This is a genomic window from Paenarthrobacter sp. TAF1, assembly GCF_052113825.1.
Classification (GTDB): Bacteria; Actinomycetota; Actinomycetes; order Actinomycetales; family Micrococcaceae; genus Arthrobacter; species Arthrobacter nicotinovorans.
The window spans coordinates 25018-41079 of sequence record NZ_JBFRDO010000004.1; the positions used below are offsets into that span (position 1 = coordinate 25018).

The 16062-nt window shown below is 63.0% G+C and carries 14 protein-coding genes and 1 tRNA gene; 10 read left to right on the forward strand and 5 right to left on the reverse strand.

All coding sequences use genetic code 11. From position 1 onward, the window contains the following. Positions 1 to 28: 28 nt before the first annotated feature. Complete coding sequence (locus AB4Y81_RS06350) at positions 29 to 496, reverse strand: MarR family winged helix-turn-helix transcriptional regulator (protein ID WP_026266909.1); 468 nt, start codon at positions 494 to 496, stop codon at positions 29 to 31. An 85-nt stretch (positions 497 to 581) separates the two neighbouring features. On the opposite strand from AB4Y81_RS06350, the gene bcp reads away from it, so the two are divergent. The 7 genes from bcp (at position 582) to AB4Y81_RS06385 (ending at position 9692) form a co-directional block, all read left to right on the forward strand. After that, on the forward strand, positions 582 to 1055 hold the full coding sequence (gene bcp, locus AB4Y81_RS06355) for a thioredoxin-dependent thiol peroxidase (protein WP_018776266.1): 474 nt from the start codon (positions 582 to 584) through the stop codon (positions 1053 to 1055). 60 nt (positions 1056 to 1115) lie between these two features. After that, positions 1116 to 1197, forward strand: a tRNA-Leu gene (locus tag AB4Y81_RS06360). 191 nt (positions 1198 to 1388) lie between these two features. Then, a complete protein-coding gene (locus AB4Y81_RS06365; protein WP_441995545.1) occupies positions 1389 to 3065 on the forward strand; it encodes an ABC transporter substrate-binding protein in 1677 nt (558 codons plus the stop codon). A 79-nt stretch (positions 3066 to 3144) separates the two neighbouring features. Next, complete coding sequence (locus tag AB4Y81_RS06370) at positions 3145 to 4650, forward strand: malate:quinone oxidoreductase (RefSeq protein WP_018776268.1); 1506 nt, start codon at positions 3145 to 3147, stop codon at positions 4648 to 4650. A gap of 68 nt (positions 4651 to 4718) precedes the next feature. Beyond that, positions 4719 to 7967 (forward strand): efflux RND transporter permease subunit, encoded by a 3249-nt coding sequence (locus AB4Y81_RS06375; RefSeq protein WP_441995546.1) that lies wholly within the window; start codon positions 4719 to 4721, stop codon positions 7965 to 7967. Between the two features lie 139 nt (positions 7968 to 8106). Further along, positions 8107 to 9231, forward strand: coding sequence for an LLM class flavin-dependent oxidoreductase (locus AB4Y81_RS06380; RefSeq protein WP_018776270.1), 1125 nt, complete (start codon positions 8107 to 8109; stop codon positions 9229 to 9231). Further along, positions 9231 to 9692: a MarR family winged helix-turn-helix transcriptional regulator gene (locus tag AB4Y81_RS06385; RefSeq protein WP_441995547.1), complete on the forward strand. Its 462-nt coding sequence runs from the start codon at positions 9231 to 9233 to the stop codon at positions 9690 to 9692. Before AB4Y81_RS06380 ends, AB4Y81_RS06385 begins: the two co-directional genes overlap by 1 nt. Here AB4Y81_RS06385 and AB4Y81_RS06390 read toward each other — a convergent pair. Next, complete coding sequence (locus tag AB4Y81_RS06390; RefSeq protein ID WP_055972202.1) at positions 9689 to 10495, reverse strand: transglutaminase-like domain-containing protein; 807 nt, start codon at positions 10493 to 10495, stop codon at positions 9689 to 9691. The two genes, AB4Y81_RS06385 and AB4Y81_RS06390, sit on opposite strands and share 4 nt — an antisense overlap. A 70-nt stretch (positions 10496 to 10565) precedes the next feature. Then, a complete protein-coding gene (locus AB4Y81_RS06395) occupies positions 10566 to 11432 on the reverse strand; it encodes a hypothetical protein (protein WP_441995548.1) in 867 nt (288 codons plus the stop codon). 54 nt (positions 11433 to 11486) lie between these two features. Between AB4Y81_RS06395 and AB4Y81_RS06400 the strand changes: the two genes are divergently transcribed. Further along, positions 11487 to 12155 carry a DUF1684 domain-containing protein gene (locus tag AB4Y81_RS06400; protein WP_026266910.1) on the forward strand — a complete coding sequence of 223 codons (669 nt, stop codon included), beginning with the start codon at positions 11487 to 11489 and terminating at the stop codon, positions 12153 to 12155. Here AB4Y81_RS06400 and AB4Y81_RS06405 read toward each other — a convergent pair. After that, positions 12152 to 13345 (reverse strand): SLC13 family permease, encoded by a 1194-nt coding sequence (locus tag AB4Y81_RS06405; protein ID WP_441995549.1) that lies wholly within the window; start codon positions 13343 to 13345, stop codon positions 12152 to 12154. The two genes, AB4Y81_RS06400 and AB4Y81_RS06405, sit on opposite strands and share 4 nt — an antisense overlap. A gap of 112 nt (positions 13346 to 13457) precedes the next feature. On the opposite strand from AB4Y81_RS06405, the gene AB4Y81_RS06410 reads away from it, so the two are divergent. Beyond that, entirely contained in the window at positions 13458 to 14306 is an 849-nt protein-coding gene (locus AB4Y81_RS06410) for a fumarylacetoacetate hydrolase family protein (protein ID WP_018776276.1), read from the forward strand. 18 nt (positions 14307 to 14324) lie between these two features. Continuing rightward, positions 14325 to 14810 (forward strand): GtrA family protein, encoded by a 486-nt coding sequence (locus tag AB4Y81_RS06415; RefSeq protein ID WP_026266912.1) that lies wholly within the window; start codon positions 14325 to 14327, stop codon positions 14808 to 14810. 70 nt (positions 14811 to 14880) lie between these two features. Here AB4Y81_RS06415 and AB4Y81_RS06420 read toward each other — a convergent pair whose 3' ends face one another. Then, positions 14881 to 16047, reverse strand: a complete 1167-nt coding sequence (locus tag AB4Y81_RS06420) for a cysteine desulfurase family protein (protein ID WP_441995550.1) — start codon at positions 16045 to 16047, stop codon at positions 14881 to 14883. Positions 16048 to 16062: the final 15 nt, after the last annotated feature.

Consider the following 16062-nt stretch of genomic DNA (forward strand, 5'->3'; position numbering starts at 1 on the left):
GCAGGGAAAGCCCCTTGCCGGTTTTGAATCAGGCCTGCGGCACGTCGCTTTCGACTTCCTGGGATTCCTGCTCGGGAGCGGGCAAGCCCGCAAGCCCCCGGACAACAATCCGGAGTTCCTCACGCAGCCTCGCAGTATCCACAGCGACAGGCGACAACACTTCCTGCTCCAGCTTCACAGCTTCCGCAAGGGCTGCGCTACCGGCCTCCGTCAAGGTGACCACGTGGCTTCTGCGGTCCGAGTCGCTGCGTTGGCGTGTAACGTGCCCGTGCAGCTCAAGCCTGGCAAGGGTGGTCCCCATGGTCTGGGCTTTGACCCTCGCAACTTCAGCCAAAGCCGCCTGGGTAATTGCACCCTTGGCTGCAAGTACTTGCATGGCAATGACCCCGGCGTGGGTAAGGCCGATGGACTTCAATTTTTCGTTCCACGAGATTTCCACCAGGCGTGCAGCTGTCGAAAGCAGTCGGGTAGTGGGCCATCTCTCCATATCTGGCATGCCGACAGTATATGCGCGCAAGAGCCGGGGACGTGGCTTCTGCGGTCTAAACTGGGAAATCGCGACCGAAAGCAAGGAGCATATTTTGGCTGAACGACTTATCCCCGGCGACGTTGCACCGGACTTCACCCTGCAGGACGCCTCGGGCGAAAACGTCAGTTTGTCCGACTTCCGGGGCCGAAAAACCATCGTCTACTTCTACCCGGCCGCCTCAACTCCCGGATGCACCAAAGAGGCTTGTGACTTCAGAGACACTCTGGGCTCCCTGCAAGCGGCCGGCTACGAAGTTGTTGGAGTCTCCCCCGATTCCGTGGACGCCATCGCCAAATTTGCGGCGGAAGAGCAACTCACCTTCCCGCTGCTGTCCGACCAGGAGCACACCGTCGCCGACGCCTACGGGGCATGGGGCGAAAAGAAAAACTACGGCAGGACCTACCAGGGGCTGATCCGCTCCACCATCGTGGTTGACCCCGATGGCAAGGTTTCCCTGGCCCAGTACAACGTCCGCGCCACGGGCCACGTAGCCAAGCTGCGCCGGGACCTCAAGCTGGACGGGTAACGGGTACACTGGAGGCCGTATATGGCATCGGGCGCCCGAAGGGGGCCTGAATGCCGGCCGGCGCGAGTGGTGAAATTGGCAGACACGCAGGATTTAGGTTCCTGTGCCTTCGGGCGTGGGGGTTCAAGTCCCCCCTTGCGCACAAGAGTCAAGAAGGACCGTGGCCATGGGCACACGGAGCACCCCCGGTTGCAGAGCCGGGGGTTTTTCCTCAAGCAGCGGGGACAGCTACCTGAATAAGCGCTGGGAAGTGCGTTCGGGACGTTCAACTAGACTGGAATGTGGTCTGGCCTAAGCCGGCCGTGGCATTTCAACCGGCTTGAGGGGACAAGAGTGGCAAGCAGCAAAATGCGGAGCCTGACCGTGCAGTTGCTCAAGGTGGGCTCTGTTTTTGCAGTAGTGGGGCTGGCGGCATGTACAGGAACGCCTGGCCCCGCGCCGTCGTCGTCTACCGGAAGCTCAGCCCCGGCCGAGCCGGCGGCCACCTTCAACTTCGGCACGGCGTCGATGCCCTTGGGCCTTGACCCTGCCATGACGGCCGATTCCGAGTCCTACCGTGTAACGCGCCAGGTCCTTGAGGGACTGGTTGGTGTTGACGGATCAACCGGAGACACCACTCCCCTGCTGGCCACGGAGTGGAAAGACAGCAACAACGGTCTGACCTACGACTTCACCCTCCGCTCCAAAGTCACCTTCCACGACGGAACACCTTTCGACGCAACCGCAGTGTGTGCCAACTTCAACCGCTGGTTCAGCTTCCCTGCCGATCTCCGGAAGCAGGCCCCGGGAATCTCATTCCAGGGCGTTTTCAAGGCCTATTCGGACGAGCCCGTCTTCTCCATCTTCAAGGACTGCAAGGTGGTCTCACCCACCGACGTCCAAATCAACCTGACCAGGCCCTTCACCGGGTTCCTGCAGGCACTGACGCTTCCGGCCTTCGCCATTTCTTCCCCCGCCGCACTGGAAGCGCAGCGCGCCAACGTTCTTGACCAGACCCGGAACGGCCAGGCAGTTTCTGCCTACGCGAGCCACCCCGTGGGGACCGGTCCCTACCAATTTGGAACCTGGGACGAGAACAAGATCACCCTCCAAAGCTACAAAGGCTATTGGGGCAACAGGGGCCAGATAGCCACCATCAATTTCATCCCTTACGACCGCGCCGAGACACGGCAACAGGCTCTTCTGGATGGCAAAATCGATGCCTACGACCTCGTGACGCCGGCAACCTTCGACCAACTCGTCAAGAAGGGTGTCCAGATCATCCAACGGGACCCGTTCTCTGTGATGTACCTGGGCATCAACCAGGCAGTGGCACCCCTGGACAAGCTGGAGGTCCGCCAAGCCATTGAAATGGCGGTGGACAAAGAATCCCTGATCCGCAAGTTCTTCATCGACAACACTGCCCAGGCGTCCCAGTTCGTGCCGCCAAAGCTCAGCGGCTTCAACAACAACGCCCCTTCGCTGGGATACAACCCCGAGAAGGCCAAACAGCTTCTCGAGAAGGCCGGCTACAAGGGTGAGGAACTGAAGTTCTACTATCCGTTGAATGCCACGCGGGCCTACATGCCCACTCCCGAGAAGATCTACGCCGAAATCAGCCGCCAGCTGGTTGCCGTTGGCCTCAACATCAAACCGGTTCCCATTGACTGGGAAAACGGCTACCTCCAAAAGGTCCAGTCCGCCGGGGACCGTGGGCTGCACCTGCTCGGATGGAACGGCTCGTATGCCGATGCCGACAACTTCCTGGGGCCCCTCTTCGGCGAAAGCCGGGCGGAGTTCGGCTACACGGACTCGGAGGTCTTCCACAAAATCGAAAGGGCACGCGCCATGCCTGAGGGCGATGACCGCAATGCCCAGTACCAGGCCATCAATGCCGAGATTGCCGCGTCCGTGCCGGCAGTCCCGATCGCCTTCCCCATCTCGGCCCTGGCGTTGTCCAACAAGGTGGAAAGCTACCCCGCTTCACCGGTCCTCAACGAAGTTTTCACGAACGTCCGCTTAAAGCCTTGACGATTCCCCACAATTTCAGTATTGGGTCTGCACGGGGATATTCTGTGACAGCCAGTGCCGCCGCTAACGGAGATTGATCGTGACCTTCATTTCCAAGACTCAACATGCCGACGTCGTCCTTATTGGCGGCGGAATCATGAGTGCCACCCTCGGTGCGTTCATCAAGCAACTTGAACCCACCTGGACCATCTCCCTGTTCGAACGACTCGACGAAGCGGGGCTCGAGAGCTCTGGACCGTGGAACAACGCCGGCACCGGACACGCTGCCCTGTGCGAGCTTAACTACTCACCCGCAGCCAAGGACGGTTCCGTGGATCCTTCCAAGGCCCTCCACATCAACGAGCAGTTCCAGCTCTCACGCCAGTTCTGGTCCCACTTGGTGGACAGCAAGGTGATCGGATCGCCCAAGGGCTTCATCAACACGGTTCCGCACATGAGCTTCGTCATTGGCGAGGACCACGCGAAATTCCTGAAGACCCGCTACGAGGCCCTCAAGCCCAACACGCTGTTCCGCAGCATGGAGTACACCGAGGACCAGGACCAAATCGCCAAGTGGGCACCCCTGATCGTCAAGGGCCGTGACCGCAAGCAGCGTGTCGCCGCCACCCGCGCAGCGGAAGGCACCGACGTCGATTTCGGCGCCCTGACCCGCGAGCTGACCGGTTACCTTCAGGGCAGCGGGGCCGAGGTCAACTACGGCCACGACGTCACCAACATCAACCGCGCAGCAGGCGGCGGCTGGGATCTGTCCATCAAGCATGCCAAGTCCGGCGAGCACGGCCGTATCCACGCCAACTTTGTCTTCGTTGGCGCCGGCGGCGGTGCGCTCCACCTGTTGCAGGCCTCGGGCATCCCGGAAAGCAAGGGCTACGGCGGATTCCCCGTATCGGGACAGTTCTTCCGCTGCACCGATGATGCCATCACCTCCCAGCACAGTGCCAAGGTCTACGGCCAGGCCTCGGTCGGCGCTCCCCCGATGTCCGTACCCCACCTGGACACCCGCTTTGTGGACGGAAAGCGTTCCCTCCTGTTCGGTCCTTACGCCGGCTTCTCCACCAACTTCCTGAAGACTTCCAGCTACCTTGACCTTCCCCTGTCCATCCGCCCGGGGAACATCATCCCCATGCTGGCAGTGGCCAAGGACAACATGGATCTCACGGCCTACCTCATCAAGGAGGTTGCCAAGCGGCACGAAGCCAAGGTGGAATCGCTGCGCGAGTACTACCCCGAGGCCGTCGGCAGCAACTGGGAACTGATCACTGCCGGCCAGCGTGTACAGATCATCAAGAAGCATCCCCAGAAGGGTGGTGTCCTGCAGTTCGGCACCGAGGTCATCGCCTCCCGCGACGGCTCCATCGGCGCCCTCCTCGGTGCATCGCCTGGAGCGTCCACGGCTGTGCCGATCATGATCGAACTCCTGCAGAAGTCCTTCCCCAAGAACTTCAAGGGATGGCAGTCCAAGCTCAAGGACATGATGCCGGGCTACGGCGTCAAGCTCAATGAGAACCCGGACCTTGCCGCCGAACTGGAGGCCAGCACAGCCAGGTCCCTGCAATTGGAAGTGGCCAACGCCGTCCAGGGCTAGGCCACACCCCGGGGCTGCGGCCGGTTCCCGTCAGACGAATCGTTTCGTAGACCACAGGAGTCGATGCAATGTTCCGCCTGGCCAAGCTTTCCCTGGGCAACCGGGCCCTGATCGCGCTGATCACCGTCTTTGCGGCGGTGTTCGGCGTGATCACCATGGGGTCGCTGAAGCAGGAACTCATCCCGTCCATCGAGTTCCCTCAGATCACAGTTGTCACCTCCATGCCAGGCGCTTCGCCGGAGGTGGTGGACAAGCAGCTGAGCCAGCCCCTTGAAACTGCGCTGAACAGCGTCGAAGGACTTGAATCAACCTCGTCCACCTCACGCAACGGCGTCTCGCAGATCACCATGGTGTTCACCTATGGCTCCAATCTCGATCGCGCACGCAACCAGATCGACCGGGCCATTTCCAACGCCAAGCGAGTGCTGCCCGCCAACGTGGAGCCCCAGTCCATCGCGGGCAACATCAGCGACTTCCCGATCGTCTACCTGGCCGTTTCGTCCGACAAACCGCTGAGTGAACTCAACGCGGACCTGCTCAGGCTCAGCGTGCCCCGCCTCCAGAAGATCGACGGCGTCCGGGGCGCCGACGTGACTGGCGGCGCCAGCCAGCACATCCTGATCCAGCCCCGCCAGGCCGATCTCGCCTCAACGGGAGCCTCGGTCCAATCCATCAGCAGCGCGCTGAAGAACAACGGGACCCTGGTTCCCGTCGGCACCATCGAGGACCAGGGCAAAACGCTCTCCCTCCAACTCGGCAGTCCTGTGGACTCCCTGGACGTCATCAAGGGACTTCCGCTGGCAGGAACCAGCAAAGCCGCCACCATCGGTGCCGTAGCAGACGTCAGCATCGAAGACGACGCCGCCACATCAATTACACGAACCAACGGCAAGCCGACGTTGGCCCTGTCCGTCACGAAGAAGCCCGAGGGCGATACGGTGGCGATCTCCCATGCTGTCCGTGACGCCATCGGGACGATGGAAGAGGAACTGGGGAACAACGCCACCTTCACTCCTGTTTTTGACCAGGCCCCGTTCATTGAGAAATCCATCAAGGACCTCACCACTGAAGGGCTCCTGGGCCTTGGCTTTGCCGTGGCGGTCATCCTGGTGTTCCTGATGTCCGTCCGCTCGACCTTGGTCACGGCAGTGTCCATTCCGCTGTCCCTGCTGATAACTTTCATTGGCATCTCTGCCACCGGGTACTCACTGAACATCCTCACGCTGGGCGCCCTCACCATTGCCATCGGGCGTGTGGTGGATGACTCAATCGTGGTGATCGAGAACATCAAACGGCACTTGAGCTACGGCGAACACAAGCTCGCGGCCATCCTGACATCGATCCGCGAGGTGGCGGGGGCCATTACGGCGTCGACGCTGACGACGGTTGCAGTGTTCCTTCCGATCGCGTTCGTGGGCGATCTCGCCGGTGAGTTGTTCCGCCCCTTCGCGCTGACCGTGACCATAGCTTTGTTGTCCTCGCTCCTGGTTTCCCTGACCATCGTCCCCGTACTGGCTTACTGGTTCCTGTCGTCGCCCAGGAAGGTCGCCGAGGCCGCTAACTCCGATACGGAAGGCTCCGGTAAGGAAACGGCGGAGAAAGCACGTGAAGCCGAGCAGCGGAGCCGGCTCCAGCGCGGCTACCTTCCGATCCTGACAAAGACCCAGAAGCACCCCGTCATGACCTTGTCCGCCGCAGCCCTGATCCTGGTGGCGACCATTGCCGTGTCACCGTTGCTGGCCACGGACCTGCTGGGCCGCTCCGGGGAGAACAGCATGACGGTCCGGCAGGTCCTGCCGGCCGGCACCAGCCTGCAGGCAACCAGCGAAGAGGCCACGAAGGTTGAGGATGCCCTCAAGGGCATCGAGGGCATCAAGGATGTGCAGGTAACCTCCGGCAACGCCCAGACCGGCTTCGCTGCCCTGACATCGACGGGTTCATCGAACTCGACGTTCACGATCGTCACCGACGAGAAAGTCAACCAGGGCAAGCTCCAGGAGGAAGTCCGGAACAAGCTGGCCGGGGCGGCAGGCAAGATCACCGTTGGCTCCCAGCAAGGCGGCTTCGGGACGTCCTCCACAGTGGATATCACCATCAAAGCTGCCAACTCCGCTGACCTGAAGACGGCCAGTGATGCCATGGTCAAGGCCATGGAGGGTGTTCCCGGCAGCACGGAAGTCTCAACCAACCTGGCATCCACCCAGTCCGTGGTCCAGGTCCGGGTTGACCGTGCCAAGGCAGTAGCTGCGGGTTTGACCGAGGAACAAGTGGGTGCATTCCTGGCCTCCACGGTCAGCCCCATCCCTGCCGGCACAGTCCGGATCGACACGGATGACTACCCGGTCCAGATCGGCCAAGGGACCCGGTTCACCAGCCTTGCCGCCGTTCGGGCGCTCCAGCTCCCCACGGCCCGCGGAGGCGTCGCGCTCGAGACCATCGCCGCCGTCGAACAAGTGGACACGCCGGTATCCATCACCAGCAGCAACGGCCAGCGGACCGCGCGGGTGACCGTCACGCCGTCGGGATCCAACCTCGGCAGCGTCAGCACCGCCGTGCAGGAGCGGCTCGCCAAGGTAGAGCTGCCCGCCGGAGTCACCGCCACCATCGGCGGCGCCACCACCCAGCAGGCGGAGTCTTTCCGCCAACTGGGCCTGGCGCTTCTGGCGGCGATTGCCATTGTCTACGTGATCATGGTGGCGGCATTCAAGTCACTCATCCAGCCCCTGATCCTGCTGGTCTCCGTGCCGTTMGCGGCCACAGGCGCCATCGGCCTCCTGTTGCTGACAGGTGTGCCGTTGGGCCTGCCGTCACTGATCGGCATGCTGATGTTGGTGGGCATCGTGGTGACCAACGCGATTGTCCTGATCGACCTCATCAATCAATACCGGAAACCGCATGACGGCCGCCCCGGCATGACCGTCGCTGACGCCATCACCCATGGTGCCCGGCAACGTCTCCGCCCCATCCTGATGACGGCGCTGGCAACTGTTTTCGCTTTGACTCCGATGGCGCTGGGCCTGACAGGCGGTGGAGGCTTTATCTCGCAACCTTTGGCCATCGTCGTCATTGGCGGTCTTGTCTCTTCAACGGCCCTGACCCTGGTGCTGGTCCCTGTCCTGTACAAACTGGTGGAAGGACGCAGGGAGAAGAAGCAATTGCTGCGTGAGCTGCAGGAGAAGCCAACTCCAGCACCCGGAAACAACAGCCAGGGAAGCAACGGCCAGGGCGGCAGTGGTGCAGACGAGTTCCAGGACTGGACCACGGGCATGATCCCCCGGGTCAAGGGCCGCCGCGCGGCCCACAATCCCGGGGAGTAGCTCCTCAACAATCACCTAAGCAGGGCCGGGAACAATTCCCGGCCCTGTCCTGTTACAGGCACTGATACATGCAAATGCATCTAGTTTGAGGTACACTGTTTACAGAGCCCGGGACCACGGGCAGGGAGAAAGGCACATCATGCAGATCGGCGTATTCAGCGTCAGCGACATCACGACTGACCCCACAACGGGCCGCACGCCCACCGAAAACGAGCGCATCAAGGCGTCCGTTGCCATCGCCAAGAAGGTCGAAGAAATCGGCATGGATGTCTACGCCCTGGGCGAGCACCACAACCGCCCGTTCTTCTCCTCCTCCCCCACCACCACGCTGGCTTACATCGCTGCCCAGACAGAGCGCATCACGCTGTCCACTGCGACCACACTGATCACCACCAACGACCCCGTGAAGATCGCAGAAGACTTCGCCATGCTCCAGCACCTCTCCGATGGGCGCGTGGACCTGGTGCTCGGTCGCGGCAATACGGCGCCCGTGTACCCCTGGTTCGGCAAGAACATCCAGGACGGCATCGAACTCGCGATCGAGAACTACAGCCTGCTCCGCAAGCTTTGGGATGAGGACACTGTCAACTGGTCCGGCAAGTTCCGTACCCCGCTGCAGAACTTCACTTCGACGCCGCGGCCGCTCGACGACGTCGCTCCCTTCGTCTGGCACGGCTCCATCCGAACTCCCCAGATCGCGGAGGTTGCTGCTTACTACGGTGATGGCTTCTTCGCCAACAACATCTTCTGGCCGAAGGAGCACTACCAGCAGTTGATCGGCCTGTACCGTGAGCGCTACGAGCACTACGGCCACGGCAAGGCAGACCAGGCGATCGTTGGCCTCGGCGGCCAGTTCTTCATGAGGAAGAACTCCCAGGACGCCGTCAAGGAATTCCGTCCGTACTTCGACAACGCCCCGGTTTACGGACACGGCCCGTCGCTGGAGGACTTCACGTCGCAAACGCCCCTGACCGTCGGCAGCCCGCAGGAAGTCATCGAGAAGACCCTGACCTTCCGTGAAGCGTTCGGCGACTACCAGCGCCAGTTGTTCCTGATCGACCACGCCGGCCTTCCCCTGAAGACCGTATTGGAGCAACTGGACCTCTTTGGCGAGGAAGTCCTGCCGGTCCTGCGCAAGGAGTACGCCGCCATGAAGCCCGCACACGTGCCGGATGCGCCCACCCACGCCTCCCGCGTGGCAGCCGCCCTGGAAGCCAAGGTCACCGAATCGGCTACCGCCGGTGCAGCGGGCCAGGACGCCTGATGTCCGCCCCCTCGGGGTCCTCTGCCGTCCGCCTCGCCGCCGAAACCTGGGAGTCCTTGTTCCGCTCCCAGGTGGCGGTGATGCGGAAGCTGCAGTCCGGACCGGCCTTCAAGTCCCTGCCCGTGAAGGAATACGACGTCCTGTTCACGCTCTCGCGCTGCCCGTCAGGCCAGCTGCGCCTGAACGAGATCAACGACAAAGTGCTGCTGAGCCAGTCCAGCTTGAGCCGCTTAGTGGACCGCTTGGAGAAGCGCGGACTCGTGGAGCGGACCACCGCCCCCGACGACGGCCGCGGGGTCCTGCTGGCCCTCACCGAGGCGGGACGGGAACTTCAAAAAACCATCGGGCGCRAACACGTGCGCGACATCGCAACCCTGGTGGCGCCCGCTCTCACGGCCGATGAACAGCGCGAACTCTTGCGGTTGACCGAGAAGCTCCGAGCCTCAGTGGCCGGACACTAGCGCAGGCTGACGAGCTCCCGGTGGTTCTCCACCGGGAGCTCTCCGTTGATGGAAGCGCTGACCTTCAGGGTCTTCAGCGAGAGACTTCCACCCACCGTGGAAAGAAATGCAGTGTCCGAGGAGTCACGCCCGGCGGTGATGCGGAGCATGGATTCACGCGGCGCCAGGCCAGTGGGATCAATGATCCGCCAGGACCCGTCAACGTAGGCTTCGGCCACCGCATGGAAATCCATGGGGCTCAGGCCGGGGGCGTAGACGGCAGCAAGGCGCGCAGGCACATCCTTGGAGCGCAACAAGGCAATGGCGAGGTGGGCAAAGTCCCTGCACACACCCTTGCGGTGCAGCAGGGTTTCCACGGCTCCATCCGTCCCCCGCGACGAGCCACTGACGTAGCGGAGCTCTCCGTGGACCCAGTCACGAACTGCGTGGAGCAGTTCGGCACCCTGCAGGCCGCCGAACTCGGCATAGGAGGTGGGCAGCAGCCTGTCCGACTCCGCGTAACGGCTTGGCCTGACATACCGGATGAGCTCCATGGGAGTGGACGTATCGGGAACGGCATAGCCGTGGACACTTGCCCGGTAGTCCACCGTTACTTCGCTGGGCTCGGCGAACTCAAGATAGTGGAACCGTCCACCATGGTGGTCGCTGAGTTCGGCTACAGGAAGTTCCTCGCCCGCAACAGTGACCGACAGGTTCTCGGTCACCAGGTCATAGCCTGGGTTGTTGGCCACGGCAATGGCCATGGCCACTTTGGTGTTGGCCGCGGTCTTGAAAACGAGCGTGGCAGCAACGTTGCGTTCCATTGATCTCCGGACTGGGTTGCGGCGCGCGGCCCCCAACGCCGCCGAGTGTGTGGATCAGCCAACCCCAGGACTACGGATTGACCTTCAGAGACAGTAGCATCCGCTGGACGTTGGCGAATTCAGAATCGTGGGCCACGTATTTAGCGGCCAGGTCCAGCGTATCGAAAGACTTCACGGGCGCCACTTTTTCCTCGGCAGCGAAGGCATGCAGGGCAAGGACATCCCCGAACGAGAAGTCGCCTTTTCCCGCCGGTCCCTGTACGCGGTTGACAAGCTCGCACGCCTGGCCGTCAACGCCGGCCACCATGTTGGTAATCCCATAGGAACCGAAGAACCTATACCCCTGGATGACGCGGAAGACCATCCGCGGATCAATGGTGTCCGGCCCGTCGGAGTGCGGTACGTCAACGGGCGTGCTGCTGATCACCACGTAGGGCTTCCCCTGCCCGGCAGGGCAGGCAGCCGGAGCGGACGGAGGCAACCCTGTTTGGAGGGTGGCTATGTATTTCCCTGCGCCATCTTTGACTTCCACCTTGACGGCGCCCGCCAACGAGCCGGCGGCAGGTTCTGCGGATTGCGCGATCCAGTCCTTCGGAAGCTCGAAACTGACGCTCTTGGCGGCATCCGTATAGGTTTTCCAGGACAGGGCCGTGGGCGCCGGATCCGGACCCGTGGTCGGTGACCCGGAAGGAGCGTCCGTTCCGCTCGAGCCGGCCGCAGATGTCGCTTGGCTGGCCTCAGTGGTGGGGGTCGTCGTCGAGCCTTCAGGCGCCCCGGTCCCCGATTCGGAACTGTTCGGCCGCGAAGTCGCTGTAGCGGTGACCTGTGGGCCCTTGTTTTCGGATGAGCATGCCGCTGTGCCCACCACCATGGAACCCGCAAGCGCCACGGCGGCTAGTTTGAGCGGAATGCCGCCCGGATTCCTCGTGCCAGTCATGAGGACAGCCTAGCGGCGGGGGTGCCGCGACACGCACAGGTCTAGGCTGAGGGTATGGCCCCTACTCAGCACGACGAATCCGAGGACACTATCCCCACGATGTCCGCAGTAGACATAGCTGACTGGCGTCTGAAGACCTTCGCCCTCTATGACAAGGTCCGGCAACTCGCAGCGACCAATCCCTTCGATGCACACGTGTACTGGCGCCAGGAGCGGGACCTGATGTTTGCCACGCATCCTGCCTCTGCCCTCACGCCGGAGATGAAGGCATCGTTTTCCGGATTGCAGACCGCCGGGTACGACCCCGCCTACCGGTTCCATGCCGTGCTCCAGCCGGAAGGCCAGGGACAGGAAATGAATGTCCAGACCGGGACTGACGGAGTGGTGCCTTTCACCCGGATCGGCACGTTTGAACTGCCCGGACTTGGCTCCTTGGCTGTTTGGCGGCTCCGGAGCTACGGTGGCGGGATCTTCGTGCCGTTCCGTGATGCGACCGCCGGCAAACAGGGTGGCAGCTACGGTGCCGGCAGGTACCTTCTGGACACCATCAAAGGTTCATTCCACGGGACGAGGGGAACGGGCGCCGGGCAGGAGTTCACCCTCGATTTCAACTTCGCCTACAACCCCTCATGCGCCTACAACGAGGCCTGGGCGTGCCCGCTCGCAGGCCCGGCCAACAGGTTGGCTGCGGAGGTGCCGGTCGGCGAACTGTACGCAGGCTAGCCGAACAACCCACCTGGTCCAAAGGCTGCGAGCGCCGCAATGGCGGCGACTATGGTCAGCGGTGCCACCAGCAGGCCCATCACCGCGTAGCCCTGCCATTTCACGTGTACGTTCATCCGCATCAGCCTGTCGTGCCACAGCAGTGTTGCCAAGGACGCCCAGGGGGCAATCAACGGACCTGCGTTGACGCCCACCAGCAACGCCGCCATCCTTTCCGGGGTTCCTGCCAGCGGTTCGGCCAGAAGGTAGGCCGGCAGGTTGTTGACGACGTTTGAGCCGAGGGCACCGGTCATGGCGAGCCGTAGGAGTTCGATGAAGCCACTGCCCTGGCCCGCCACTTCACCGAGTATTACTGATGCGCCCAGGTACTGGGTGGCCTCGACAACCAGGAACAGGCCACAGGTGAACAGGAGCAGCGACCAGGGAATCAGCGTGATCTTCAGGACCGCGGGCCGCCGAAGAACGAACAGGACTGCCAGGACCGCCGCTGCGAGGGATGCCGGAATCCAGATGGCAGCTCCTGACACCAGGGCCGGCAGCAGCAGCACCAGGACCACCGCGCTGCCCACCAGCAGAAGGCGGTCGGGGGCCTTGGCCGTGGAAGCGACCGTCGGGCGGGATTCATCCAGGCCGTAGCTCTTGCGCAGTTCGCGCCGGAAAACGAGGGCGATGAAGGCCAGTGGCACCAGGATGGCGGCAAGCGAGGGCGCCCACATGAGCTGGGCGAATTGGGCCGGGGTGATCCCACCCAGGTTGTGCTGCGCCAGGAGGTTGGTGAGGTTCGAGATGGGCAGCAGCAGGCTGGCTGTGTTGGCCAGCCACACAGTTGTCAGCGCGAAAGGCAGGACAGGCAGTCCTGCCTGCCGGGCCACGGTGACCACGACGGGAGTGAGGAGGACCGCCGTCGTATCCAGGGACAGGAAGATGGTGCTCAAGGTGGCGAACAGCGCCAGCAGCAACCACAGCAGGACGCTGCGTCCCCTCCCCCATCTGCGCAAATGCCGGGCGACCCATTGGAAGGTCCCAGCTTCACTGACGAGTTCGGTTACCACGGTCATGGCGACGACAAATGCCAGGATCGGAGCTACCCGGTCCACGAGGACCGCTACCTCGTGCCACGGCAGGACCCCCGTGGCCACGGTTACCCCGCCCGCTACAAGCAGAATCAACCCGATAATCGCCAGACGCATGAGAGGGATTCTAAGCCCCGCGCCTGTGGGGTTCCCTCCACGGCACGGCAAATGACGACGGCGTCGGGCGCCTCAAGTGCGGCAACGCCGACGGAGGACGTAGGATGTCATCATGACTTCAGCCCCCGCGCGTCGAATCGCCCGCGTCCGCCCCCTCGATCCGGCTTCACCGGACGAGCACTTCTTTGTAGCAAACGACGCCCCGGATTTCGCGTCCGCAGAGGGGAAAATATGGTCCGTCATCGACTCCCCGTTTCCGTCATCCCGGGCCAATGCGCCCAGCCCTTCGCGCGGGGGCTGGGAAAAGGGTTCGAAAGTCACTGAAGACGCCTTCACGTTCCTTGCGCCGTCCGTGCCGGTCAACGTCTTCGGCATGGCCCACAACACCGGACAACCCGGCCGCGACCTGCCTCCCCAGGCCTTCCACAAGGCGGCCTCGAGCGTGATTGGCCCGGGCGAAGCCATCCAGCTCAGCACATCCGTCGGCCACGTGGATCCCGAAGCGGAGCTAACCATTGTGGTTGGCCGTGCGGCGCGGAACCTGACCCTGGAAACCGCCCGGTCCGCAGTCCTGGGCTTCACCATCGGCAACGATGTTTCAGCCCGGGACCTGCAAAAGAGCGATGAACTGTGGATCAGCGCCAAGAGCCAGGACACTTTCACCCCGGCCGGCCCGTGGATAGTGACCACCGTGGACTACCCCCGGCTGGGCATCGGGATCATTCACAACGGAACCGCCTTGAAGCCGGCCAGCACCGCCGATCTTGGCTGGAACGTCGAGGAGATCCTCGTCTACCTCACCTCGTTCATGACTCTCCAGCCCGGCGATCTGGTCCTCACCGGCTTCCCGGCCGAAAGCGCGCGCATCCACCCCGGCGACACCGTGGTGTGCAGCATCGAAGGAATCGGCGAGCTCAGCAACCCCGTGACCGGCGCCTCCTGGGAGGAACTGCCGGCATAGTGTGTCAGGCTTAACCCCATGGAGACAGCTGCGGACGCCACAGGGCTACTGCCGTCTCCCCCTCACAAACCACCCCGGAAAAGGCATCGCGGCGTACTGAGATACCCCGTCGTGAGGCAGCTGCTGCGCTTCACCGGCGTCGGGATTATCTGTACGGGAAGCTCGCTGGCCATCTACGCGTTGCTGCGTCCACTCATCGACCCGCAACTGGCCAATGCCGTGGCGTTGATCCTGACCTCACTCATGAACACGGCGCTTAACCGCCGCCTGACGTTCAAGATCACTGGCAGTAAAAAGCGTGCGCGGGACCACCTAAGCGGCGTGCTCGTGATAGGCATCGCGTTGCTGATCACAGGTGGCAGCTTGGGTGTCCTGCATCTTTTCAAGCCGGAAGCCAGCGTCGCCGAGGAACTCTGGACCACTACCTTGTCCGGGTTCGTGGCCACCGCCGTCCGTTTCACCTTGCTGCGTCACTGGATTTTCCGGCGGGCGCGGCACGTCTAACACGGCACGTCCAACACGGCGCGTCCGGCACCGAGCACCCGGCGCCGAGCACCGGGCGCAGCGCACGGCGTCAGCCGGCTTGCGGGGCCGCGAGGTTCCTGACACGCGCGACGGCGGTTTCCACCGCCCCGGCGGCCGTCTCCAGTTCTTTGTCGGTGATGGCGGAAGTGAAGCTGAAGCGAACCGCCGTCTGGGCGGTTTCCGGAGCGATGCCCAAGGCCACCAAAACCGGCGACGGCGCATCTGATCCAGCAGCACACGCCGAACCGCTGGAGCACACGACTCCCAGGCGTTCGAGTTCCAGCAGGACCGATTCGCCGCTGGTTCCCGGGAAGCAGAAGGACGCGACCGACGGCAAGCGCCGGCTCCGATGTCCTGTCAGCATGGCGTCAGGAACGGTGTCCAAAACCCGCTTAATGAAGGTCTCACGCAAGAGCGCAACGCGGTCCGCCTGTTCCCGCTGTTCGGCATGGGAGAGCGCCAGGGCCGTGGACAAAGCGACGGCTCCGGCCACGTTTTCCGTTCCCGAACGTTTGCCCCGCTCCTGCCCGCCTCCGTGCATGAGGGGTTCCAGGCGCAGCCGGCCTTTGACGAACAAGGCTCCGGAACCCTTCGGCGCCCCCAATTTATGCGCTGAAATGCTCATGGCATCAACGCCGAGCTCCTTCACATCCAGCGGACACCACCCCGCAGCCTGTACGGCGTCCGTGTGGAAGGGAACACCGGCATCGTGGGCAACCTCTGCCAGGTCGGCGATAGGTTGCACGGTTCCGATTTCATTGTTCGCGTACATGATGCTCACCAGGGCGGTCCCCGGCTGAAGGACGCTGCGCAGCGCGTCCACAGTGACAACACCGTCGCTGTCTACCGGCACGACATCCACCACAAAACCGTGGACCCGTTCCAGGTAACGCGCCGATTCCTCCACCGCCGGATGTTCGACGGCGCTGACCACCACACGCTTCAATGCAGGGTCAGCCTCCCGCCGCGCCAATGCGATGCCTTTGACGGCAAGGTTGTCCGCTTCGGTGCCACCCGAGGTGAACGTGACCTCGCCGGGGCGGCAGTTGAACACTTTCGCGACGCCGGACCGTGCCGCCGCGAGCGCCGCCGCTGCCGATTCACCCAGCGTGTGGTGGCTTGAGGGATTGCCGAACTCGCCGCTGAGATAGGGCCACATGGCCTCCAGCACTTCGCGGCGGACCGGCGTGGTGGCAGCGGCGTCGAGGAAGATCATGACCGGAGCCGGCTT

Bases quoted from the DNA above. Each gene is read 5' to 3' on its own strand.
- AB4Y81_RS06350 (WP_026266909.1), bottom strand. From the start codon at position 496: ATGCCAGATATGGAGAGATGGCCCACTACCCGACTGCTTTCGACAGCT.
- AB4Y81_RS06380 (WP_018776270.1), top strand. From the start codon at position 8,107: ATGCAGATCGGCGTATTCAGCGTCAGCGACATCACGACTGACCCCACA.
- AB4Y81_RS06390 (WP_055972202.1), bottom strand. From the start codon at position 10,495: ATGGAACGCAACGTTGCTGCCACGCTCGTTTTCAAGACCGCGGCCAAC.
- AB4Y81_RS06395 (WP_441995548.1), bottom strand. From the start codon at position 11,432: ATGACTGGCACGAGGAATCCGGGCGGCATTCCGCTCAAACTAGCCGCC.
- AB4Y81_RS06400 (WP_026266910.1), top strand. From the start codon at position 11,487: ATGGCCCCTACTCAGCACGACGAATCCGAGGACACTATCCCCACGATG.
- AB4Y81_RS06405 (WP_441995549.1), bottom strand. From the start codon at position 13,345: ATGCGTCTGGCGATTATCGGGTTGATTCTGCTTGTAGCGGGCGGGGTA.
- AB4Y81_RS06410 (WP_018776276.1), top strand. From the start codon at position 13,458: ATGACTTCAGCCCCCGCGCGTCGAATCGCCCGCGTCCGCCCCCTCGAT.
- AB4Y81_RS06415 (WP_026266912.1), top strand. From the start codon at position 14,325: ATGGAGACAGCTGCGGACGCCACAGGGCTACTGCCGTCTCCCCCTCAC.
- AB4Y81_RS06420 (WP_441995550.1), bottom strand. From the start codon at position 16,047: ATGATCTTCCTCGACGCCGCTGCCACCACGCCGGTCCGCCGCGAAGTG.